Genomic DNA, 23,206 nt, shown 5'->3' on the forward strand with positions numbered 1-23,206 from the left:
CGCGGTATGAAAGCCGAAATTCTCGCTGTCCTGCTTGGCAAGGTCCGCCCTTTCCGCGGTGACGATGAACCGAGCGCCATCGGCAAGCTGCCGGTCGCGGACTTGGTCGCCGTCGGCGCGATGGGCCTTGCCGGCGACGAGCAGGCCGACCGGACGGTGCATGGCGGTATCGACAAGGCGATCCATCATTATCCCGCCGATCATTATGACTGGTGGCGCGGGTATCTGGGCGATGCGCCGCTGCTCGACGCGCCCGGCGCGTTCGGCGAAAATATTTCGACGACCGGTTTCGATGAGGAAAATGTCTTTCTCGGCGACCGCTTCCGCCTCGGCACCGCGCTCGTCGAAGTGACGCAGGCGCGCCAGCCGTGCTGGAAACTCGACCACCGGTTTCAGGCCAAGGGGGTAATGGCGCAGGTCGTGAAGACGCGGCGGACGGGCTGGTATTACCGCGTGCTCGAACCCGGACAGGTGCGGGCGGGCGATGCGCTCGACCTCGTCGAACGGCCCTATCCCGAATGGCCGCTGGCGTCGCTGTTCGCCTTGCTGATCGGCGGCGAGGCAAAGGATCGTCCCGCGGACCTGCGCGCGCTCCGCGACGTGCCCGTGCTCGCCGAAACATGGAAGGTAAGGCGTGCCAAGCTCGCCGAGCAGTTCGGCGCGGATTAGACCATCGCTCATTCATTCCGGCTTTCGCGGGAATGACGAAATCAGGGCTATGCGGACTGCGCGAGGGGGCGTTTGGCTTCGAGCCAGGCGGCGAGCTTCGCGACCTCATCGTCGCTGAAATGCAGCCCCAGCTTGCTTCTCCGCCATAATATATCGTCGGTCGTGCGCGCCCATTCGCGGCCAACCATCCACTGCACCTCGGCGGCGCTGAGCCCATGCGCGATCTCGCCGCCGAGTGCATCCCAATCCTCGGCCTGGCCGAGCCAGGCGCACGCATCGGTGCCATAGGCCCGGGTGATGCGGTCGACCGTCGCCGCGGTCAGGAAGGGGTAAGCGAGCTTATATTCGGCCTTGAGCGCCGCCACGCCGTTCGTCGGGAAATCGCCGCCGGGAAGCGGCGCCTTGGCGGTCCAATGCTTGGCCGACAGCGCCTCAACATGATCGACAAGTTCGTCGACCGCGGCCTCGGCGACATGGCGATAACTGGTGATCTTGCCGCCATAGATGGTGAGCAGCGGAGCGCCCTCGGTGAGGTCGAGGTCGATGCGATAGCCGCGCGTTGCGGCTTCGGGGCGGCCCGATCCGTCCTCGATCAGCGGCCGCACGCCCGAATAGGTCCACACGACATCGGCCGGGGTGACGGAGGTTCGAAAATAGAGGCTGGCACCTTCGCACAGATAGGCGATTTCCTCGTCGCTCGCCTTCGCCTCGCTCGCCGGCCCGTCATGGTCCTGATCGGTCGTCCCGATCAGCGTGAAGTCGCGCTCATAGGGGATGGCGAAGAAGATGCGTCCGTCGGGAAGCTGGAAGAAATAGGCATAGTCATGCTCGAAGACCTTGCGCACGACGATATGCGAGCCGCGTACCAGCCGCATCTGATGGTCGGGTTCGGCGTCGGCGCGCTTCAGCAGGTCGAGCACCGCTGGACCCGCTGCATTCACGACACTGCGCCCGGTGAATCGATATTGATGCCCCTGATCGTCGCTCGCGTCGACGATCCACAGGCCATCCTCGCAGCGCAGCATGTCTGCGCGCGTCCGCGTGCGGACGCGGGCGCCATGCTCGGCGGCATCGCGCGCGTTGAGCGCGACCAGCCGCGCATCGTCGGCCCAGCCGTCCGAATATTCGAAGCCGTGCACATATTGCGGCTGCAGCGGTCCGCCCGCAATATGGCGACGCAGGTCGACCGAGCGCGTCGCGGGCAGTTTCTTGCGGCCCCCGATATGGTCGTAGAGGAAGAGGCCGAGCCGCAGCAGCCAGCGCGGACGCAGCCCGTCGCGATACGGCAGGACGAAACGCAGCGGGCGGATGATGTGCGGCGCGATGCCCCACAATATTTCGCGTTCCTTCAATGCCTCGCGGACGAGGCCGAATTCATAATGTTCGAGGTAGCGCAGCCCGCCGTGGATCAGCTTGGTCGACTTCGACGAGGTGCCTTGAGCCAGATCGCCCGCCTCGAGCAGCAGCACCCGCGCGCCGCGTCCGGCGGCGTCGCGCGCGACCCCCGCGCCGTTGACGCCGCCGCCGACGACGATGACATCATAGGGCGAGGGAACGTCGTTCATGGTGCGGTTTCCTAAGCCAAGTCGGCCGCGCTTGCCAATGGCAAGACATCGTATGCGGCTTACGTATGCGCGTTGCATTCGCTTCGTGTATCGCCCAATTCTTTGCAGATAATCCAAGGGGACGAATGTGAGCGTGAAAGTCGAAACATTGGTGTTGTTCGGCGCGACGGGCGACCTGGCGCAGCGCATGCTCTTTCCCTCGCTTTACAATCTCCACCTCGACGGGCTGCTTGCCGATGCGCTGACGATCATCGGATCGGGGCGCTCGAAGATGGATCGCGCGGCGTTTCAGGCGCAGGTCCGCGACGCGCTGACCGAGCATTTGCTCGCCGACCGGATCGAGGAAACGGGCGTCGCGGCGTTCCTCGATCGCATCGATTATTGCGCGATCGATGCCGGTGCCGGCACCGGATATGATGAACTTGCCGCGCTGCTCGGCGACCGCATGGGCCGCCCGATCGGTGTCTACCTCTCGACCCCGCCGTCGATGTTCGGCCCGATCGCGCAGGGGCTGAAGGCCGCAGGCATCGCCTGCGCCGAATGCCGCATCGCGATGGAAAAGCCGATCGGCCACGACTTGGCCTCGTCGCGCGACGTCAATGCGCAGGTCGGCGATGCCTTTGCCGAGGACCGCGTCTTCCGCATCGACCATTATCTCGGCAAGGAAACGGTGCAGAACCTGCTGGCGCTGCGCTTTGCCAATATGCTCTTCGAGCCGCTGTGGAACGCGCAGGCGATCGATCATGTCCAGATCACCGTCGCCGAAACCGTCGGGCTCGAAGGCCGCGTGTCCTATTATGACGGCGTCGGCGCATTGAAGGACATGGTGCAGAACCATATGCTCCAGCTGCTCGCGATCATCGCGATGGAGCCACCGTCGAGCGTGTCGTCGACCGCGGTGCGCGACGAGAAGGTGAAGTTGCTCCGCAGCTTGCGCAAGATGACCGCCGCCGACGTCAAGGCGCATAGCGTCAAGGGCCAGTACACCAGCGGTGCGGTGAACGGCGGCGCTGTCGCGGGCTATGCCGACGAACTCGGCAATCCGTCGAACACCGAAACCTTCGTCGCGCTCAAGGCCTATATCGACAATTGGCGCTGGAAGGGTGTGCCCTTCTACCTGCGCACGGGCAAGCGCATGCCGCAGCGCAAGTCGGAGGTGCTGATCCAGTTCAAGCCGGTGCCGCACAATATCTTCGCGCGCGTCGGCGCGGGCAAGCTCGATGCGAACAGCATGATCATCAACCTCCAGCCTGAGGAGAATATCCGCGTCAAGGTGATGGCGAAACAGCCCGGGCTCGACCGCGACGGCGTGAAGCTGAAAGAGGTGACGATGGACGTCTCGCTCTCGCACAGCTTTGCCGGCGAGCGGCGGCGGATCGCGTACGAGCGCCTGCTGCTCGACTTCATCGAGGGCGACCAGACTTTGTTCGTGCGCCGCGACGAGGTCGAGGCGCAGTGGCAGTGGATCGATTCGATCCGCGACGCCTGGGCCGAAGTCGACATGGCGCCGCAGAATTACACCGCGGGCAGCTGGGGCCCGTCGAGCGCAATCGCGCTGATCGAGCGCGATGGAGCGAGCTGGCATGACTGATCTGAACCCCGTAATCGCCAAGGTTACCGACCGCATCATCGAGCGCAGCGCACCGCGCCGCGCCGCCTATCTGGACCTGATGGACCGCCAGCGCGAGGCGGGAACCAATCGCGGCAATCTGTCGTGCGGCAACCTCGCCCACGCCTTTGCCGCGGCGGGTGAGGACAAACCCGTCATCCGCACCGGCGCGGCGATGAATATCGGCATCGTCACCAGCTACAACGACATGCTCTCGGCGCATCAGCCGTACGGCCGCTATCCCGAGCAGATCAAACTCTTCGCGCGCGAAGTCGGCGCCACCGCGCAGGTCGCGGGCGGTGTTCCCGCGATGTGCGACGGGGTGACGCAGGGGCAGGCGGGCATGGACCTGTCATTGTTCAGCCGCGACAATATCGCGCAGGGTACGGTGATCGCGCTCAGCCATGCGATGTTCGAGGGCGCGCTGCTGCTCGGCATCTGCGACAAGATCGTCCCCGGCCTGCTGATCGGTGCGCTGCGCTTCGGCCATCTGCCGCAGATCCTGATCCCGGCGGGGCCGATGCCGTCGGGGCTCGCGAACAAGGAAAAGCAACGCGTCCGCCAGCTTTATGCCGAGGGCAAGGCGACCCGCGACGAATTGCTCGAGGCCGAGGCTGCCTCCTATCACGGTGCGGGCACCTGCACCTTCTACGGCACCGCGAACTCGAACCAGATGATGATGGAGCTGATGGGGCTCCACGTCCCCGGCAGCGCCTTCACCAACCCCGGCACCAAGCTGCGCCAGGAACTGACGCGTGCCGCGGCGCATCGCGTTGCCGCGATCGGCTGGGACGGCGACGATTATCGTCCGCTGGCGCGCTGCATCGACGAGAAGGCGATCGTCAACGCCGCGATCGGCCTGCTCGCGACCGGCGGCTCGACCAACCATGCGATCCATCTGCCCGCAATCGCGCGCGCGGCGGGGATCATCATCGACTGGCAGGATTTCGACGAGCTGAGCCACGCGGTGCCGCTGCTCGCGCGTGTTTATCCGAACGGGGCGGGCGATGTGAACAATTTCCATGCCGCGGGCGGCATCGGCTATGTCGTGCGCGAACTGCTCGGCGCGGGTCTGCTGCACGGCGATGTGCTCACCGTCGGCGGGACGATGGCCGATTATGCGTCGGAGCCGGTGCTGGTGAACGATGAACTCCACTGGCAGGCCGCGCCCGCCGAGAGCCGCGACGACACCATGCTCCGCCCCGCTGCGGCGCCTTTTTCGCCCGACGGCGGGATGCGGTTGCTCGCGGGCAATCTCGGCCGCGCGATCATCAAGACGAGCGCGGTTGCCGAGGACCGCTGGACGATCGAGGCGCCGTGCCGGATCTTCGACACGCAGGACGCGGTGCTGGCGGCGTTCAAGGCGGGCGAACTCGAACGCGACGTCATCGTCGTCGTGCGCTTCCAGGGGCCGCGCGCCAACGGCATGCCGGAACTGCACAAGCTCACCCCCGCGCTCGGCGTTTTGCAGGACCGCGGTTTCCGCGTCGCCCTGCTCACCGACGGCCGCATGTCGGGCGCGAGCGGCAAGGTGCCCGCGGTGATCCATCTCTCGCCCGAAGCCTTGCCCGGCATCGACGGCGTCAGCGGCCCGCTCGCCTTCCTCGTCGACGGTGACATCGTCCGCGTCTGTGCCCGCAAGGGCGAAGTGCTCGCGCTCGTCGATCCCGATGTCTGGGCCGCGCGCAGTCCGGCCGTCCCGCCGCCGCCCGCGGTCGGCGTCGGCCGCGAACTGTTCGCGCTGTTTCGCCACCATGCCGACGAAGCCGAAAAAGGCGGATCGGCAGTGCTCGCGGCGATGGAAACGGTCGTCTGAGACCAACCCGCTTGTCCTGAGCTTGTCGAAGGACCGTCCTTCCCGTTGAACGGGTCGAGAAAAGAACAGCCCTTCGACAAGCTCAGGGCGAACGGAGATTGAAATGTCGGATTCAGGTATCGAGCAAATCATGCGTTTGGCGCCGGTAATCCCGGTGATCGTCATCGACCGCATCGAGGATGCGGTGCCGATGGCTGAGGCGCTCGTTGCGGGCGGCCTCAAGGTGCTCGAAGTGACGATGCGCACCCCCGCCGCGCTCGACGCGATCGCCGCGATGAAGACGGTGCCGGGCGCGGTGGTCGGCGCGGGGACGGTGCTCAACCCCCGGATGCTGAAAGACGCCATCGACGCGGGCTCCGAATTCATCGTCTCGCCGGGCCTCACCGACAGCCTCGGCGAAGCGGCGGTGGCGAGCGGCATTCCCTTCCTGCCCGGCGTCGCCAATGCGTCGAACATCATGGCGGGGCTCGACCTCGGGCTCGACAGCTTCAAATTCTTTCCTGCCGCGACGAGCGGCGGCATCCCGGCGCTGAAGGCGCTTGCCGGCCCCTTCGGCGGGATCAATTTCTGCCCCACCGGCGGAATCAGCGCCGCGACCGCGCCCGAATGGCTCGCGCTGGGTCCGGTACTCTGCGTCGGGGGCAGCTGGGTCGTCCCGTCGGGTCCGCTCGATCCGTCCAGAATCGAAGCACTTGCGCGCGAGGCGGCTGCACTTTCGCGCCATTGATAAACGCCATCTTTACTGCCATCGTGCAGAGAAAGGCGGCAATATAGCCGCTTGGTGGGGAGATGCGCGTGCCGAGGCCTCAGCCGCATTTGGAAGAAGTCCTGGCGTCCGAACCCGGACCGCATATCGCCGCGCTGTTCGATTTCGACGGCACGATCATCTCGGGCTATTCGGCGACCGCAATGCTGCGCGAGAAATTCCAGCGCCGCGAAATGTCGGTCGAGGAGATTGCCGAAACCGCGCAGGTCATCGCGCAACACAGCCTTGGCACCATCGGTTTTTCGGGGCTGATGTCGGGCGCCGCGAAATTCATGCGCGGGGTCGACGAGGAAAGCTTCATCGAGTTCGGCGAAGAACTCTACAAGAAGCATATCGCGCGCAAGATCTATCCCGAGACGCGCGCGATCATCGAGGCGCATCAGGCGAAGGGACACCGCGTCGCGATCATCTCGTCAGCGACAATCTACCAGATCGAACCGACCGCGCGCGACCTGGGCATCGAGGACATCAAATGCTCGGCCTATGAGATCGAGGATGGCGTCTTCACCGGCGAGATCATCCGACCCTTGTGCTTCGGCGAGGGCAAGGTGCTCGCCGCCGAGGAACTCGCCGCCGAATATGGCCTCGATCTCGACCAGAGCTTTTTCTATTCGGACAGCGACGACGACATCGAACTGCTCGAACGCGTCGGCAAGCCGCGCCCGCTCAACCCGAATTTGAAACTCAAGGCCATCGCCGAAGAAAATGGCTGGCCGGTGCAGCGTTTCGCGAGCCGCGGGACGCCGAGCTGGGTCGATTATACGCGCACCATCTATGCCACCGGCTCGCTCGTCGGTGCCTTCGCCGCGGGGCTGCCGATCTGGGCGCTCACCCGTTCGCAGCGCGAGGCGGCGAATTTCTCGATCGGCCTGTTCGGCGACTTCGCGACCGCGATCACCGGGGTCGAGCTGGAGGTTGAGGACGAGAAGAACCTGTGGTCCTCGCGCCCCTGTGTCTTCATCTTCAACCACCAGAGCAAGGCGGATGTGATGATCCTCGCCAAGCTCATCCGCCGCGACATGGGCGGGGTGGGCAAGAAGGAGATCAAGGACATCCCCATCCTCGGCAAGCTGATGGAATGGGGCGGCACCGTCTTCGTCGACCGCGCCGACGGCAAGAGCGCGATCAAGGCGATGGAGCCGCTGGTCGACGCGATCAAGGTCGAGGGCAAGTCGATCTGCATCTCGCCCGAGGGCACGCGCAGCCTGACCCCCAAGCTCGAGCCGTTCAAGAAGGGCGCGTTCCACCTCGCGATGCAGGCGGGCGTGCCGATCGTCCCGATCGTGATTCATAATGCCACGGACGTCGCGCCGAAGAACGAGTTCGTGATGCGCCCCGCGACGGTGCGCGTCACCGTGCTGCCGCCGGTCGATACATCGAAGTGGAGTCCGCGGACGATCAATAATCATGTCCGCGACGTGCGGAACATGTTCCTTCGCACGCTAGGCCAGCCCGAGGAAAGCGCGGCAGAATCGGTCGCGGCCGAAACGCCTTCCGAAGCGAAGGCCGAAAAGCCGAAGCCGAAGAAGGCGGCCGAAAAGAAGCCGGCGGCGAAAAAGAAGGCGCCGCCCAAAAGGCCGGCCGCCCGCAAGGGAAAGACCGGCTAAGCGGTGGCCGACGGAACACGCCGCACCTCGATCGTGGCGGAGCAGGCGGCCGACCGGCTCTATATCATAGACGCGCGCAACGGGATCGAGCGGCGGCTGTTGCTTGACTGGATTCATGCGACGTCGAACGATATTGGCGGCGATGACGAGCCGGCGTGGGCGAGCCTCGATATCGAGGACGGCGACCATGCGCTGCCCGTCGACGTGCTGCAGGCGCGGCTCGGCGGCGCGCCGTCGCGACAGATCGTGCCGCTGCGCGTCGCCTGGCGCATCCCGGGTTTCGACAAGAACCGCGCGCTCAAGTTCCGCCACCTGATCTTTGGCGACCCGCGCCATCCGGGGCCGCTGCGCGCGCGGCTGATCCTGCTTCGCGATCGGCGGCGTGCGCAGATATTGGTCGGCGAGGCGGCAACGCTCGATGCGCTGCGGATGCGCTTCTGCGCGCAGACCGGCGGCGGCGATGGCGAGGGCGCCGACAGTCCCGAATTCGCGGGCTTCGTCGCGCGGCAGGCGGCGCTTGCGCTCGACGTTGCCGAGCGCGGTATTCGAGGCACACGCTATAAGGTCCCGCGTTTTGTCGCGGATGGGCTGCGCACCAGCCCGAAATTCCGCGCGGCGCTCGCCGAGCTTGCGGAGAAGACGGGGCGCCCGGTCGCCGACCTCTATCGCGAGGCGCGGCCGCTGATGAAGGAGGTTATCGCGCGGCCGTCGGCGCTGTTCCTCGACCTGCGGGCAAGGCTCGATCGCATGATGTTCGGTGGCTACGCGCCCGAAATGGAAATCGACGCCGCCGAACTCGCGAAGCTTCGGTCGATCCTGCGCGAGCATCCGACCGCAATCCTCTTCACGCACAAAACCTATATCGACGGTGCGACGCCCAGCCGGCTTGCCTATGAGAACGACCTGCCGATGCTGCACAGCTTCGGCGGCGCGAACCTCGATTTCGCGGTCATGGGCGAATTCTTCCGCCGTTCGGGAATGATCTTCATCCGGCGCAGCTTCCAGGATCAGCCGGTCTACAAGCTCGTGCTGCGTCATTATATCGCCTGGCTGCTTGCTAAACGCTTCCCGTTGTCGTGGGCGTTTGAGGGCACCCGCTCGCGGCTCGGCAAGCTGATGCCGCCCAAATACGGCCTGATGAAATATGTCCTCGACGCGGCGCATGCGACGGGGACGAAGGACGTGCATTTCGTGCCCTTCGTCACCAGTTTCGACCTGATCCGCGACGTCGAGGAATATGCGGCCGAACAGACGGGCCGGAACAAGAAGCCCGAGAGCCTGTCGTGGTTCCTCGGCTATATGAAGAGCCTCAAGGAACCCTCGGGCCGCATCCGCCTCGACATCGGCAACCCCGTGGTGATCGACGTGGCGCCGGCCCCCGACGACAAGCGCGCGCTCGAAACGATTGCCTTCGCGGTCGCGGTCGAGGCGAACCGCGTCACCCCGCTGACCGTCACCTCGGTCATGTGCCTGATCCTGCTCGGCATGGCGCCGCGCGGGGCGACGTCTGCCGAACTGCTCGGCGCGATCGGCGCGGTGACCGATTGGGCAAGGGCGCGCGATATCCGCCTCAGCAGCGAACTCGAAAGCGGCGACGACGCCGCGTTCTCGGCGACGGTCGACACGCTCGTCGCGAGCGGGTTGCTGACGCGCTACGAGGCGGGCAGCGAGAATGTCTATTCGATCGACCCCGCCAAACATCCGATGGCGAGTTACTACCGCAACATCATCGCGCATCATTTCCTCGACCGCGCGATGATCGAACTCGCGCTGTTCGAGCTGCGCGACGCCGACAGCGGCGATGCGACCGCGGCCTTCTGGGCGAAGATCGACCGGCTGCGCGACCTGTTCAAATTCGAATTCTTCTACCCGCCACGCGACGAACATCGCGCCGCGATCGAGGCCGAGCTTGCGCGTATCGACCCCGTATGGGACCGCCGCCTTGCCAGTGGCGATCGCGGTATCGCGCAGCTCCTCCGGCGGTGCCAGCCGGCGGTCGGTCACGCGATATTGCTTCCCTTTGCCGAGGCTTATTCGGTCGTCGCCGAACTGCTCGCGCGCGCGAAGCCCGGCGACGCCGTCGACGAACAGGCGCTGCTCGATGCTGCGCTGGCCGAGGGCAGGCAGGCGTATCTACTGCGCCGGATCAGCAGCGAGGCGGCGATCGGCAAGCTGCTCTTCGCCAACGGCCTGTCGCTGATGCGCCATATGGGGCTGACAACCGATGCGACCCCGGTGAGCCTCGCCGCGCGCCGCGCGCTGCTGATGGAACTGCGCGGCCTCGCCAACGTCATGGAAACGATGCGCCTTTCAACCGTGGCGCTTGCCGACCGGTTGCCGGGTTCAGGAGGATAGGATGCTCAAACAGCTCAGCGCGCAGGACGCCCAGTTCCTCTACACGCAGACCGCGAACAATCTGACGCACATCATGGGGGTCTATATCTACGACCCCTCGACCGCACCGGGCGGCTTCGTGCGTTTCAAGGACATCATTCGCCACGTCGAAAGCCGCGTTCACACCTCGCCCTTGTTCAAGCGCCGGCTGCACCGCCTGCCTTTCGACATGGACCATCCCTATTGGGTCGAGGACGAGCATTTCGACATCGAGGCGCATATGAGCCATGCGCGGCTGCCCGAGCCCGGCGACTGGCGGCAATTCTGCATCGCGGTCGCGCGCTGGTTCTCGAAGCCGATGGATATGAACCGCCCGCTCTGGGACATCTATATCATCGAGGGGCTTGATCGCATCCCGGGCATCCCGAAGGGCAGCTTCGCGATGCTCCACCGCGTCCATCACGCCGCGGTCGACGGTGCCTCCGGCGCGCACGCCTTCATTGCGATGAGCGACATCGATGCGAAGGGCACGCCCGCGATTGCCGAACCGCCGCCGGTCGAGGAGCTGGGCAAGGCGCCGTCGAGCACCGAAACGCTCTCGCGCGCCTGGTCGGCGTCGATGCAGTCGCCGGTCAAATTCATGAACGCGCTGATGAAAATGTCGCCCGCGATCATCTCGTCAGCGCGCAAGTCGATCGCCGAGGGCGGCATGACCGCCGGTGTCCCCGAAACGCGCTTCAACGTGCCCGTCGGCCCGCACAAGATGTTCGACGCGACGACGGTCGCGCTCTCCGACGTCGCCGAGATCCGCAAGAAGGTGCCCGGCGCAACGGTCAACGACGTCGTGCTCACCACCGTTGGCGGGGCGCTCAGGAAATATCTCGCGAAGCACAAGGAATTACCGAAAGACAGCCTCGTCGCGGTCGCGCCGATCAATTTGCGCGGGAAGGGCGGAAAAGCCTCGAAGCCGGGTAATCAGGTGTCGGCGATGAGCGTGCCGGTGCGCACCGACATCGCCGACCCGCTCGCGCGCCTCGCGGCGATCCGCGACTATACGGTCGAGGCGAAGGAGGCGAAGGCGGGGGTCAGCGCGCGCATTATGACCGACCTGTCACAGCATATTCCGGGCGCGACGATGGCGGCGGTCGCGCGCCTCGTCACCAGCGAGCGCTTCGCGGTGCGCGGCACCAACCTGTTCATCTCGAACGTGCCCGGCGCGCAGGTACCGCTCTATCTTGCGGGCGCACAGCTCGTGCAGCAGCACGGCATGGCGCCGCTCGCGAACAATATGGGGCTGTTCGTCGCGACCCCCAGCTATAATGGCCGCATCGCCTTTTCGCTGATCTCAGAGCGTGCGGTGATGCCCGACATCGCCTTTTTCCGCGAATGCATCGAGGAAAGTTTCGCCGACCTGATGGCAGCGGTGCCGAAGCCCGAAAAGCCCAAAGCCGCTACGGCAGAGCCGAAACCCGTGGCCAAGACCAAGCCGAAATCCAAAGCCGTCCCGAAACCTGCTGCGAAGGCCAGGGTGAAACCGGTTGCTAAAGCGAACGCAACCGGCAAGAATCCGAAAAAATAACGATGCTCTCGCAGGATTACCGAATGCTCTTCACCTCGACGCTCAGCGCCGACCGCGATCTGGTGATCGCGCCCGATTATGCCGCATGGAGCAACGCCGCACGCGAACATGACCGGAAATCGGGATTGCAGGCGTGGCGCGACGCCGACGAAAGCAAGCATTTCGATTATAAGGCGATCCGCGCGCGGCTCGAAAAGCTGCGCAAGCTGTCAGCGGCGGGTGACGTCAAGGGGCTGCTCTTCGTCCTCAACGAGGGCATCCACGGCAATATCGACGGCATGGGGCACGAGCGCCTCTATCAAAAGGCCCGCTTCGGCACAAAGAAGCTGGTCGAGGATTATGTCGCCGAGGTCGTCGCGTCGCTCGACAAGATCGCGACCGCGCGCAGCATCACCCGCGAGGAAAAGCGCGATTTCTTCCGCCGCGCGCAGCATTGCTATGGCCGCTCGGCGCTTTTGCTTTCGGGTTCGGGCAGCTTCCTGTTTTTCCACATCGGCGTGGTGAAGGCGCTCTGGGAAGAAGGCGTGCTGCCCGCGATCATGTCGGGCGCGAGCGGCGGGTCGATCGTCGCCGCCATCGTCTGCACGCGCAAGAACGCCGACATCGGCGCCTTCCTCGAAAGCAACCGCCTCGCCAACCCCGACCGCGATCCCGAACAAAGGCGCCTCGCGCCCGACGAGGTGCGCGAGCGCCTCGCCGATCTGATCCCCGACCTGACCTTTCAGGAAGCCTATGAGGTCAGCGGCCGCCACCTCAACGTCTCGGTCGCGCCCGCCGAAAAGCATCAGAACGGCCGGCTATTGAACGCGATCACCGCGCCGAATGTGCTGATCCGTGAAGCCGTGCTCGCGTCGTGCGCGGTACCTGGCGTGTTCCCGCCGGTGATGCTGATGGCGCGCGACGACAAGAGCGAACGCATCCCTTACCAGCCCGACCGGCGCTGGGTCGACGGCTCGGTGACGCACGATATCCCGACCAAGCGGCTCGAACGCCTTTACGGGGTCAACCATCATATCGTCAGCCAGGCGAACCCGATCGCGCTGCCCTTCGCGACCGACACGCGCAAGCAGATGGCGCCGATCGAGGCGATCCAGCATGCGTCGATGGCGACGTTCAAGGCGTGGCTCAACGCGAATATGGTGATTTTCCAGAAGCCGCTCGAGCTGATCCCGCCGCTCAATAGCATTGCGAACATGGCGCGCTCGGTGATCAACCAGGAATATACCGGCGACATCAACATCATCCGCCCGCCCAAATTCTGGTCGCCGACCAAAATTCTGAGCGATCTGGGGCAGGAGGATATCGACGAATTGATTGACACCGGCGAGCGCACCGCATGGCCCAAGGTTGAAATGGTCCGCACCCAGACCGCGATCAGCCGCGCGCTCGAAGCGATCCTCGCCAAGATCGACAAGGCAGGCGACGACGGTCCCGGGCACCGCAGCGCCGCGCTGAAGAAGGCGGTTCGCTGAGCATGGCGGCGGGTGCCGTAATCCTGCCTGCCGGTTCCGCGGGGGCGGGGGCAAAGCTGCACGTCACCCATTGGCTGCCCGAGGGCCGCCCGCGCGCGATCATCTTGCTCGCGCACGGCTATGCCGAACATGCTGGGCGCTATGAACATGTCGCGAAGCGGCTGACCGGTGCGGGTTACGCCATCTATGCGGTCGACCATTGGGGACATGGCAATTCGGATGGCGAGGGTGGTTTCGTCCCCCGCTTTTCGGCGTTTCTCGACGGGATGAGCGAATTGTTGACACTCGTCGAAATCAACCATGCCGATACGCCGCGCCTGCTGCTCGGCCACAGCATGGGCGGGCTGATCGCGACCCTGTTCCTTATCGAGCGCCAGAATGCCTTTGTCGCAGCCGCGGTCTCGGGCCCGGCGATCCTGCCCGCCGAACCGCCATCGCGCTTCACCGTCTGGATCAGCCGCTTCCTCTCGCGCTTCTTCCCGCGCCTCGGCGTGCTTTCGCTCGATGCCACCGGCGTCAGCCGCGACGCGCGGGTTGTCGCTGCCTATCAAGCCGACCCGCTCGTCTATGGCGGGAAGATCGGCGCGCGGCTGGGCAAGGAATTCATGGACGCGATGGCGGTTGCGCAGGCCGACGCGCCGAAGATCCACCTGCCGATCCTGATCCAGCATGGCGAAGCCGACCGGCTGACCGCGCCCGCGGGCTCGCGCTACCTGTTCGCCAATGTCGCGTCGAAGGACAAGCGCCTCGAAATCTACCCCGGCCTGTTCCACGAAATCTACAACGAGCCCGAACGCGACGCGGTGCTCGACGATCTGATCGGTTGGTTCGACGCGCATGTGAAAGGCGCGCCCGCCGCATGAGAATCCTGCTCGTCCTGATCTTCGCGCCGCTGATCGCGCTTGCGCTGATGTATTTCGTCTTTCCCGGACGCCTCGTGGCGATCGGGCGCGCGCTGCTGCGCCGTCGCGGCGGGACGGTGCAGAAGAGCGTCGTCGTCGACGGCCGCACCTGGCCCTATCTGGAGGGCGGCGATCCGTCGAAGCCGCTGCTGCTGCTCGTCCACGGTTTTGCGGGCGACAAGGATAATTGGTCGATGATCGCGCCCTATCTGACACGCGATTATCATATCATCGCGCCCGACCTGCCGGGGTTCGGTGAGAATGAGCGCAATCCCGACCTCGCCTATGACCTGCAGGCGCAGACCGCGCGGCTGAAGGCCTTCGCCGACACCCTCGGCCTCCAGCGCCCGCATGTCGCGGGCAACAGCATGGGCGGCTGGATCGCGCTGCGCTATGCGATCGATTGCCCCGACGCGCTCGCCAGCCTGAGCCTGCTCGACAATGCGGGCGTCAATGGCGCGAATGAAAGCGAGCTTCAGAAACTCGCGGCAAACGAGGATTATAATCCGCTCATCCTCGCCAATCTGGACGATGCCGACCGGCTGGTGGCGATGGTCGTCCACAAACCGCCGTTTATTCCCGCACGGCTGAAACCCGTGCTCTACGCCGACGGCCTCAAATATCGCGACCAACTCGACAAGATCTTCTGGGTGATCGCGACGGAGGGGCGCGACCATCCGCTGAACGGCCGCCTCGGCGAGGTGAAGGTGCCGACGCTGATCATCTGGGGGCGTCACGATAAGCTGCTCGACGTCAGCTGCGTGCCCGTACTCGAAGCGGGGATCGCGGGGAGCGAGAGCCATATCTTCGAACATGTCGGCCATGTCCCGATGATCGAGGATCCGAAGGCGACCGCCGCGGTGATGAAGGGCTTCCTTGCCAAGCATTGAAATGCGCGTCAGTCTCCCCCCAAAACAGGGAGAGTGGAATGCGGTTGAAGGTGGGGCTGCTCGGCGGGGGCAGCTGGGGGACGACGGTTGCCTCGGTGGTGTCGCGCAACGCGCCGATCACCTTGTGGGCGCGCGACGCCGAGACCGTCGGCGACATCAACACGCACAACGAAAATCGCAAATATCTGCCCGGCATCGCTTTGCCGCCGACGCTGCGCGCCACCGCCGACATGGCCGAGGTCGTCGCGGGCGCCGATGTGCTCGTCATGGGCGTCCCCTCACACAGCTTTCGTGCCGTGCTTGAGGAAGCACGCAATCATCTCCGTCCGTGGGTCCCCGTCATCAGCCTGACCAAGGGTCTCGAACTCGCGTCGGGCAAGCGGATGACCGAATTGATCGAGGAGGTGCTTCCCGGCCACCCCGTTGGCGTGCTCACCGGGCCGAACCTTGCGCGCGAGATCATGACGGGGCAGGCGGCGGCAAGCGTCCTGTCGATGGAGGACGAGATCGTTGTCCGCGCGCTCCAGCCCGTGTTCCATTCGGGTCTGTTCCGCGTCTACACCAACACCGACCTGCTCGGCTGCGAACTCGGCGGGGTGCTCAAGAATATCATCGCGATCGCGGTCGGCATGGGCGACGGGCTCGGCGCGGGCGACAATACCCGCTCGGCGCTGATGACACGCGGGCTTTCGGAAATCACCCGGCTCGGCGTCGCGATGGGCGGACGGGCCGAAACCTTTGCCGGGCTCACCGGCATGGGCGACCTGATCGCGACCTGCACCAGCCCGTTGTCGCGCAACCGCCACGTCGGGGTCGAACTCGGCAAGGGGCGCCCGATCGAGGAGATCATCGCGGGCATGAACATGGTCGCCGAGGGGGTGAAGAGCGCGCCGACCGTCATCGCGCTCGCAGAAAAGCATGGTCTCGACATGCCGATCGCACGCGATGTGTATGATGTAACGCAGGGAAAACGCAGCGCGCAGGACGTGTTTCGCGGCCTGCTTCGCTCCGCTGTTGGTGACGAAGCCCACCCCGGCTGAGCGTTTCCACCGCGACCCGTGCCATTTCGGCGTTCAGCCGGGAATAAAAGCACGATCTGTTTCGTTGACTCCCCTGACCGCCCCGAACGGGCGGGCAATCAGGAGATGGACGATGAAAAAATGGACCACCCTCGCTGCTATGATGGCGCTCCCCGCGACGGCCGCCGTCGCTGCCGTTCCCTATCGCGCGATGCCCCCGGGTTTCGAGGCGCCGCACATCCGCACCTCCCCGATCGCGGGCGTCGTCAACCAGCAATGGTATAATTACAAGGCCGACATTCTGGAGGCGGAGAAGGAGCTGACCAGCGACCTTCGCCATTCGACCGACCGCGAGGATCGCTGGGACGCGTGGGATGAATGGCAGACCGAGGTGGTCGATGCCGACAAGGATTATGTGAAGGAAATGCGCGAGAAGGGCTATCGCACCGGCCGCGTGACCGTCGGCGGCTAAGTCCTGTGGAGTTCCCCGGAGCCTTGCTCTGGGTCGTAGGGAAGGGCGGACGTCATGGGGAGTCCGCCCTTTCTTGCGTCAAGACGCAGTTTCGGCCAGCAGCGCTTGCGCTTCCTTGCCCTGCCAGTCGATGGCACCGACGACGCGCCAGATCTCGCGCCCCGCGGCATCATAATAGATGCTCGTCGGCAAAGCGCTGTTCGCCGCGTCGAGCAGGCCGTTTTCGGGGTCGATATAGGGTTGCAGCGCCTTCAGTCCCGCCTTCTGGAACCACGGGTCGACAATTTCCGCCCCTTGCAGATCCTGCGCGACGGCGATCACCCCCATGCGCTCGGCGCTTTTCGCCGCCAGCGCGTCGAGCGTTGGCATTTCGGCGATGCACGGCGCGCACCAGGTCGCCCACAGGTTGACGAGCAGCGGCTTCCCGCGAAACGACGCCAGCGTCACCGGGGCGTCGTCAGGTCCGCGAAAGCCGACCGTAGGTGCCGGGGCGCCCTTGTGACTGCGATCGACAATATACTCGAACTTCCCGAGCCCCTTCGCTTGGCCCGCCGAAACATTTGCTTGGCCTTGCCCCGCTTGCCCGTCCGGCTGCTTTTCCCTATCGCAGCCGGCGATTGATCCGGCCAGAAGCACGGCGAGGATCGCAAGGGACGGATTTGGGACGCGGCGGATGGCGAATACTCCGGATAGCAACAGCATGTGGGGCGGCCGCTTCGGTGGCGGACCCGCCGCGATCATGCAAGAGATTAACGCCTCGATCCCGGTCGACAAGCGTCTGTGGGAAGAAGATATCGCGGCGAGCCGCGCGCACGCCGCGATGCTCGGCACCGCGGGGATCATCGGCGCCGACGACGCGGTGGTGATCGACCGCGGCCTTGCGCAGATCGCCGACGAATTCGCCGCGAACGGCGTTCCCGTCGACCTCGCGCTCGAAGACATCCACATGACCGTCGAATCGCGGCTGAAGGACCTCGTCGGCGAGCCCGCCGGACGGCTCCACACCGCGCGCTCGCGCAACGATCAGGTCGCCACCGATTTCCGCCTGTGGGTGCGCACCGCATGCGAGCGCATCGATGCGGGGCTGAAGGCGATCCAGACCGCGCTCCTCGCGCGCGCCGACGAACATGCCGACAGCATCATGCCCGGCTTCACGCACCTCCAGGTCGCGCAGCCGGTGACGCTCGGCCATCATCTGCTCGCCTATGTCGAGATGTTCGGCCGCGACCGCTCGCGCTTTGCCGATGCGCGCCGCCGCCTCAACGAATCGCCGCTCGGCGCCGCCGCGCTTGCCGGCACCAGCTTCCCGCTCGATCGCCACGCGACCGCCGCGGCGCTCGGCTTCGATCGCCCAATGGCGAACAGCATCGACGCCGTGTCCGACCGCGACTTCGCGCTCGAATTCTGTGCATCCGCATCGATTTCCGCGATCCACCTGTCGCGCCTCGCCGAGGAAATCGTAATCTGGGCCAGCCAGCCCTTCGGCTTCATCAGCCTGCCCGACGCCTGGTCGACGGGCAGCTCGATCATGCCGCAAAAGCGCAACCCCGACGCCGCCGAACTGGTGCGCGGGCGCGCGGGCCTGCTGCTCGGTGCGTTCCAGCGGCTCTCCGTGATCGTGAAGGGCTTGCCGCTCACCTATTCGAAGGACCTGCAGGACGACAAGGAAACCGTCTTCGGCGCCTTCGACGCGCTCGCGCTGTCGCTCGCCGCGATGACGGGGATGGTCGAAACGCTGACCTTCCGCACCGACCGCATGCGCGCGCTCGCCGCTTCGGGCTATTCGACCGCCACCGACCTTGCCGACTGGCTGGTGCGCGAGGCGGGACTGCCGTTCCGCGAGGCGCATCATGTCGTCGGTTCGTGCGTGAAGCGCGCCGAGGAATTGGGCGTCGAGCTGTCGGCACTGCCCGCAGCCGACGCCGCCGCGATCCACGCGGCGGTTACCCCCGAAGTGCTCGCCGCGCTGACCGTCGAGGCGTCAGTCGCCAGCCGCACCAGCTATGGCGGCACGGCGCCCGAACGGGTAAGGCAGGCCATTGCCGCGGCCCGTGCGGCGCTCGAAGGGACGATCTGATGGCGACCAAGCGCCTCTTCATTGTTGGCATGGTTGCAATCGCGCTACTCGGCGCGTGCGGCAGCAAGGAAGATTTGAAGCCCGTGGCAGGCCAGCCTGCACCGGTGATTCCCGTCGGCGCGGCCCGCGCCCCGACTACGGAGGAGCTTACGACGCCTGACGCGCAGGCCCGGCCCGCGCGCAGCGACGAACTTCTCAAACGGTCCGAACAACGCGAACCCGACGATTTCGACTTGCCGCCTCCGGGCTGAGCCTCAGGACTTTTTATCAATGAATCATTTTGAACTTCGCGACGGCGTTATGCACGCCGAGGATATTCCGCTGCCGCGCATCGCCGAAGAAATCGGCACCCCCGTCTATGTCTATTCGCGCGCGACGCTGGAGCGGCATGCGCAGACGTTCCGCGACGGGCTCAAGGATGTTCCCAGGAAGCACCTCGCCTTTGCGATCAAGAGCAACCCCAACCTTGGCGTGCTGCGCGTGCTCGCGCGGCAGGGCTATGGCGCCGACGTCGTATCGGGCGGCGAGCTCGAACGCGCGCTGGCGGCGGGCATGGCGGCCGAGGACATCGTCTTCTCGGGCGTCGGCAAGACGCGCGCCGAACTGGCGCAGGGGCTCGACCGGGGCATCGGCCAGTTCAACATCGAGCATGAGCCCGAGGGTATCGCACTCGCCGAGATTGCACTCGCCAAGGAAATGACCGCGCCCGCGGTGCTGCGCGTCAATCCCGACGTCGACGCGGGCACGCATGCCAAAATCTCGACCGGCAAGGCCGACAACAAGTTCGGCGTCGGGATCGACGTCGCGCACGAAATCTTCGCCCGGCTGTCGGCGCTGCCGGGGCTCAACTTGCGCGGCATCGCGGTCCATATCGGCAGCCAGCTCACTAGCCTCGCCCCGTTCGAGGCGGCGTTCAAGCGCGTCGGCGAGCTCGTCGCCGACCTGCGCGCGGCGGGGCACAGCATCACCCATGTCGACCTCGGCGGCGGGCTTGGCGTGCCGTATCGGGCGGGCGACAATATCATTCCGCCGTCGCCCGCCGATTATGGCGCGATGGTCGCGCGGGTAACGCGCGATTGGGACGTCACACTGATGTTCGAGCCCGGCCGCGTCATCGCGGGCAATTCGGGGGTTTTGCTGACCGAGACATTGTGGGTGAAGCCCGGCGCAACGCATCCCTTCGTCATCGTCGACGCGGCGATGAACGACCTTGCCAGGCCCGCGCTCTATGACGCCTGGCACGATTTCGTCGCGGTAAAGCCGTCGGGCGAGACGATGACCGCGTCGATCGTTGGGCCGGTCTGCGAAACCGGCGACACCTTCGCGCGCGACCGGCTGATCGACAAGGTCGAGGCGGGTGACCTCGCGGTCTTCTGCAGCGCGGGGGCTTATGGCGCGACGATGGCCTCGACCTATAACAGCCGCAGCCTCGTTCCCGAAGTGCTCGTCGACGGCGACCGTTATGCCGTCGTCGCCGACCGCATCGCGGCGGGCACGATCATGGCCGCCGAGCGCGTACCCGACTGGATCGACTGACGTGGAGCAGCTTCCCATCTTCCTCAACCTTCGCGGCCGCACGGTCGTGCTGGTCGGGGAGGGGGAGGCTGCCGACGCCAAGGCGCGGCTGATCGTGCGCGCTGGCGGGCGGATCGTCCCGACGTGGGAACAAGGCGCGACGATCGCTTTCGTCGCGCTCGACGTTGACGCCGAAGCCCGCGCCGCCGCCGTTGCGCTCCGCGCGCGCGGCCTTCTCGTTAACGTTGTCGACCGCCCCGCTCTCTGCGACTTCACCACCCCGGCGATCGTCGACCGCGCGCCGGTGACGATCGCGATCGGGACGGGCGGAGCCTCGGCCGGCCTCGCCAAAGCCGTCCGCCAGCGCATCGAAGCCTTGCTCCCCGCCCGCCTCGGCCCGCTCGCCGCAGCGCTCCATGCCGCGCGCGGCGCGATGAAAGCGCGCTGGCCCGCGGCCGCCGACCGTCGCCGCGCGATCGACGCCGCGCTCGCAAGCGGCGGCGCGCTCGACCCGCTCGATGCCGAAGCGGCGGACAAGGTCGAAAGCTGGCTGGCGGGAGATGCCGGGGGCCAGTCATCGCGCCTTGAAACCATCCACCTCGCCAGCATTGACCCCGACGACCTTACGTTGCGCGCCGCGCGCTTGCTCGGCGAGGCCGATCACATCTTCCACGCGGCGGACGTCCCCGCCGCCATCCTCGACCGCGCGCGCGCCGATGCCGTGCGCCACATCGCCGACGCGCGCCCCGCCGATCCGCCGCCCGGCCTGTCGCTCTGGCTGACCCGGTGACGAACGCGGTTCATCCGCTCTATGCGGCGATGGAGCCGACGATCTTCGAGCATATGTCAGGGCTTGCGCGGGCGCATGACGCGATCAACCTCGGGCAGGGCTTTCCCGACGAGCCGCCGTATCCCGACATGATCGCCGCCGCGGCGCGTGCGTTCGCCGAAAAGTCGAACCAATATCCGCCGGCGTTCGGCCTCCCCGAACTGCGCGACGCGATCTGCGGCTTTTATGCGCGGCGGCAAGGGCTGGCGCTGGCGCGCGAGCAAGTGATCGTGACCTCGGGCGCAACCGAGGCGCTGGCGGCGGCGATCCTTGGCCTGGTCGCGCCGGGCGACGAGGTGATCCTGTTCCAGCCCGCCTATGACAGCTATGCGCCGATGGTCCACCGCGCGGGCGGCGTGCCGGTATCCATCGCGCTCACGCCCCCCGACTGGCGCTATGACGTGGAGCAACTCTCGGCGGCGATCACGTCGCGCACCCGCGTCCTGATGTTCAACGATCCGCTCAATCCCGCGGGCACGGTTGCGAGCGAAGCCGAACTGGCAATGATCGCCGACACCTGCGTTCGTCACGACCTCGTCGCGATCTGCGACGAGGTTTGGGAGGATGTCCGCTTCGACGGCGCGCCGCATCGTTCGCTGATCTCCTTCCCGGGCATGGCGGAACGCGCGGTGAAAATCGGTTCGGCGGGCAAGATCTTCGGCCTCACCGGATGGAAGACCGGCTGGATCTGCGCCGCGCCCGCATTGGCGACCGCGCTCGGCCGCGCGCACCAGTTCCTCACCTTCACGACGCCGCCCGCGCTGCAATGGGCAGTTGCGGAGGGGCTGTCGCAACCCGACAGATGGTTTGCGGAACAGCGCAGCGGATGGGCCGCAACGCGTCAGCGCCTCAGCGACGCGCTGGCCGCCGCGGGCTTCGCCGTCCTGCCGAACGCCGCGACCTGGTTCCTGTGCATCGACCTCGCCGCGTCGGGGATCGCGCTTTCGGATCGCGAGTTCAGCGAACGCGCGGTGCGCGAAGTGGGGGTCGCCTCGATCCCCGTCTCGGCGCTCTTCGAAGGCGAAGGCCCGCGCCACATCCTGCGCCTCTGTTTCGCCAAGGAGGGCGCGGTGCTCGACGAGGCAGTGGCGCGCCTCGCGGCGTTTCGCGACAAGCTGATGGCAGAAAAAGCCTAGGGCGCGATCGCCAGCCCGTCGCCATTCTTGCCCGCGACGATCCGGCGCAGAACTGCGCCGCTCGCCACGTCGATCTCGGCGATCTTGTCATGCCCGGTCTCGGCCGCATACAGCCGCTTCGAATCGCTACTGAACAACAGCGTGACCTGTCCTTTCGCCTGCTCGCCCGACACCTTGATGGTCTTCAGCGGTGCACGCGTTTCGGCGTCGAACAGGCTGATGGTGCCGCTCGCGATGTTGCTCGTCGCGACAAGCTTGCCGTCGGGGCTCGTCAGGACGCGGATCGCAACCGGGTCGACCGGCTGCTCGGCGATCTTCTTGCCGGTCTTCGTATCCCAGATCGACACGCGCGGCGCATCGAGGTCGCCGACCCACAGCTCGCGCCCGCGCTTCGTCAGCGCTAGCCCCTCGGGCTTGCCGCCGATGATGAGGTCGCGCAGCTTCTTCGCGGTTTTGAGGTCGAGCACGCTGATCGTCCCCGATCCGATATTCGCGGTGTAAGCGGTGCGATTGTCGGGCGCGACGACGATCATATGCGTCCCCTTCTGCCCGGTCGAAATCGACGTCAGCTTGCCATCAGGCGCGACCACCGCGATCGACTCGCTGCCTTCGGTCGTCGCGACCAGCCGCCCGTCGGACAGCCACAGCAGTCCGTGCGGCCGCTGGTTTGGGCTGAGGTCGATCGTTCGGACCTTCGTCCGGCTCGCGACGTCGAACAGGTCGATCGTCGTGCCGCCATAGGCGACCACCGCCGCCTGCTTGCCGTCGGGCGAGACCGCGATCTCGTGCGGCATCTTGCCCGTCGGCAGCCGCACCAGCTCCTCCCCTGACGCCAGCGCGATGACGCTCAGCGTATCTTCGCCCTTGTTACCCACGAGCAAGGTTTCAGCCCCTGCGGGCGCGGCGAGCAACAGCGTGCAAAGGACGGCGGCGATGGTGTGGCGCATGA

The 23,206-nt window shown here is 66.0% G+C and carries 20 protein-coding genes; 17 read left to right on the plus strand and 3 right to left on the minus strand.

All coding sequences use genetic code 11. The features are described 5' to 3' along the window. Positions 1 to 6 precede the first annotated feature (6 nt). The gene (locus tag V8J55_RS09400) at positions 7 to 669 is read left to right on the plus strand and encodes an MOSC domain-containing protein (RefSeq protein ID WP_037514008.1); all 663 of its coding nucleotides are present in this window, start codon (positions 7 to 9) and stop codon (positions 667 to 669) included. A 47-nt stretch (positions 670 to 716) separates the two neighbouring features. On the opposite strand, the gene glpD is transcribed toward V8J55_RS09400, so the two are convergent. Further along, positions 717 to 2,234: a glycerol-3-phosphate dehydrogenase gene (gene glpD / locus V8J55_RS09405; RefSeq protein ID WP_336445351.1), complete on the minus strand. Its 1,518-nt coding sequence runs from the start codon at positions 2,232 to 2,234 to the stop codon at positions 717 to 719. Between the two features lie 127 nt (positions 2,235 to 2,361). Here glpD and zwf point away from each other — a divergent pair, with 127 nt between their 5' ends. The 11 genes from zwf (at position 2,362) to V8J55_RS09460 (ending at position 16,700) form a co-directional block, all read left to right on the plus strand. Beyond that, the gene (gene zwf / locus V8J55_RS09410; protein ID WP_336445352.1) at positions 2,362 to 3,825 is read left to right on the plus strand and encodes a glucose-6-phosphate dehydrogenase; all 1,464 of its coding nucleotides are present in this window, start codon (positions 2,362 to 2,364) and stop codon (positions 3,823 to 3,825) included. Next, positions 3,818 to 5,659 (plus strand): phosphogluconate dehydratase, encoded by a 1,842-nt coding sequence (gene edd / locus V8J55_RS09415; RefSeq protein WP_336445353.1) that lies wholly within the window; start codon positions 3,818 to 3,820, stop codon positions 5,657 to 5,659. The genes zwf and edd overlap by 8 nt, the downstream gene beginning before the upstream one ends. 103 nt (positions 5,660 to 5,762) lie before the next feature. Beyond that, positions 5,763 to 6,386: a bifunctional 4-hydroxy-2-oxoglutarate aldolase/2-dehydro-3-deoxy-phosphogluconate aldolase gene (gene eda, locus V8J55_RS09420; protein ID WP_336445354.1), complete on the plus strand. Its 624-nt coding sequence runs from the start codon at positions 5,763 to 5,765 to the stop codon at positions 6,384 to 6,386. Positions 6,387 to 6,475: 89 nt separating this feature from the next. Beyond that, complete coding sequence (locus V8J55_RS09425; protein WP_336445355.1) at positions 6,476 to 8,032, plus strand: HAD-IB family hydrolase; 1,557 nt, start codon at positions 6,476 to 6,478, stop codon at positions 8,030 to 8,032. A 3-nt stretch (positions 8,033 to 8,035) separates the two neighbouring features. Next, positions 8,036 to 10,387 carry a glycerol-3-phosphate 1-O-acyltransferase gene (locus V8J55_RS09430; protein ID WP_336445356.1) on the plus strand — a complete coding sequence of 784 codons (2,352 nt, stop codon included), beginning with the start codon at positions 8,036 to 8,038 and terminating at the stop codon, positions 10,385 to 10,387. A gap of 1 nt (position 10,388) precedes the next feature. Further along, positions 10,389 to 11,945: a wax ester/triacylglycerol synthase family O-acyltransferase gene (locus V8J55_RS09435; protein ID WP_336445357.1), complete on the plus strand. Its 1,557-nt coding sequence runs from the start codon at positions 10,389 to 10,391 to the stop codon at positions 11,943 to 11,945. Positions 11,946 to 11,968: 23 nt separating this feature from the next. Next, positions 11,969 to 13,417: a DUF3336 domain-containing protein gene (locus tag V8J55_RS09440; RefSeq protein WP_336445358.1), complete on the plus strand. Its 1,449-nt coding sequence runs from the start codon at positions 11,969 to 11,971 to the stop codon at positions 13,415 to 13,417. Between the two features lie 2 nt (positions 13,418 to 13,419). Next, entirely contained in the window at positions 13,420 to 14,280 is an 861-nt protein-coding gene (locus V8J55_RS09445; RefSeq protein ID WP_336445359.1) for an alpha/beta hydrolase, read from the plus strand. Continuing rightward, complete coding sequence (locus V8J55_RS09450; protein ID WP_336445360.1) at positions 14,277 to 15,209, plus strand: alpha/beta fold hydrolase; 933 nt, start codon at positions 14,277 to 14,279, stop codon at positions 15,207 to 15,209. The genes V8J55_RS09445 and V8J55_RS09450 overlap by 4 nt, the downstream gene beginning before the upstream one ends. A 38-nt stretch (positions 15,210 to 15,247) precedes the next feature. Then, complete coding sequence (locus V8J55_RS09455; RefSeq protein WP_336445361.1) at positions 15,248 to 16,249, plus strand: NAD(P)H-dependent glycerol-3-phosphate dehydrogenase; 1,002 nt, start codon at positions 15,248 to 15,250, stop codon at positions 16,247 to 16,249. 112 nt (positions 16,250 to 16,361) lie between these two features. Beyond that, positions 16,362 to 16,700 (plus strand): hypothetical protein, encoded by a 339-nt coding sequence (locus tag V8J55_RS09460; protein WP_336445362.1) that lies wholly within the window; start codon positions 16,362 to 16,364, stop codon positions 16,698 to 16,700. 78 nt (positions 16,701 to 16,778) lie between these two features. Here the strand turns inward: V8J55_RS09460 and V8J55_RS09465 are convergent, their stop codons facing one another. After that, entirely contained in the window at positions 16,779 to 17,441 is a 663-nt protein-coding gene (locus tag V8J55_RS09465) for a TlpA family protein disulfide reductase (protein ID WP_336445363.1), read from the minus strand. Here V8J55_RS09465 and argH point away from each other — a divergent pair. From argH to V8J55_RS09490, 5 genes are read left to right on the plus strand one after another with little or no spacing between them, the layout of a single operon-like run. Then, positions 17,374 to 18,777 (plus strand): argininosuccinate lyase, encoded by a 1,404-nt coding sequence (argH, locus tag V8J55_RS09470; protein WP_336445364.1) that lies wholly within the window; start codon positions 17,374 to 17,376, stop codon positions 18,775 to 18,777. The genes V8J55_RS09465 and argH overlap by 68 nt on opposite strands. Continuing rightward, on the plus strand, positions 18,777 to 19,028 hold the full coding sequence (locus V8J55_RS09475) for a hypothetical protein (RefSeq protein WP_336445365.1): 252 nt from the start codon (positions 18,777 to 18,779) through the stop codon (positions 19,026 to 19,028). Before argH ends, V8J55_RS09475 begins: the two co-directional genes overlap by 1 nt. A gap of 19 nt (positions 19,029 to 19,047) precedes the next feature. Beyond that, a complete protein-coding gene (lysA, locus tag V8J55_RS09480; RefSeq protein WP_336445366.1) occupies positions 19,048 to 20,313 on the plus strand; it encodes a diaminopimelate decarboxylase in 1,266 nt (421 codons plus the stop codon). 1 nt (position 20,314) lies between these two features. Further along, positions 20,315 to 21,082, plus strand: a complete 768-nt coding sequence (locus tag V8J55_RS09485; protein WP_336445367.1) for a precorrin-2 dehydrogenase/sirohydrochlorin ferrochelatase family protein — start codon at positions 20,315 to 20,317, stop codon at positions 21,080 to 21,082. Beyond that, positions 21,079 to 22,257 carry an aminotransferase gene (locus V8J55_RS09490; protein ID WP_336445368.1) on the plus strand — a complete coding sequence of 393 codons (1,179 nt, stop codon included), beginning with the start codon at positions 21,079 to 21,081 and terminating at the stop codon, positions 22,255 to 22,257. Before V8J55_RS09485 ends, V8J55_RS09490 begins: the two co-directional genes overlap by 4 nt. Here V8J55_RS09490 and V8J55_RS09495 read toward each other — a convergent pair. Continuing rightward, the gene (locus V8J55_RS09495) at positions 22,254 to 23,204 is read right to left on the minus strand and encodes a beta-propeller fold lactonase family protein (protein ID WP_336445369.1); all 951 of its coding nucleotides are present in this window, start codon (positions 23,202 to 23,204) and stop codon (positions 22,254 to 22,256) included. The two genes, V8J55_RS09490 and V8J55_RS09495, sit on opposite strands and share 4 nt — an antisense overlap. Positions 23,205 to 23,206: the final 2 nt, after the last annotated feature.

Origin of the sequence: Sphingopyxis sp. CCNWLW2 (assembly GCF_037095755.1) — a bacterium.
Classification (GTDB): domain Bacteria; phylum Pseudomonadota; class Alphaproteobacteria; order Sphingomonadales; family Sphingomonadaceae; genus Sphingopyxis.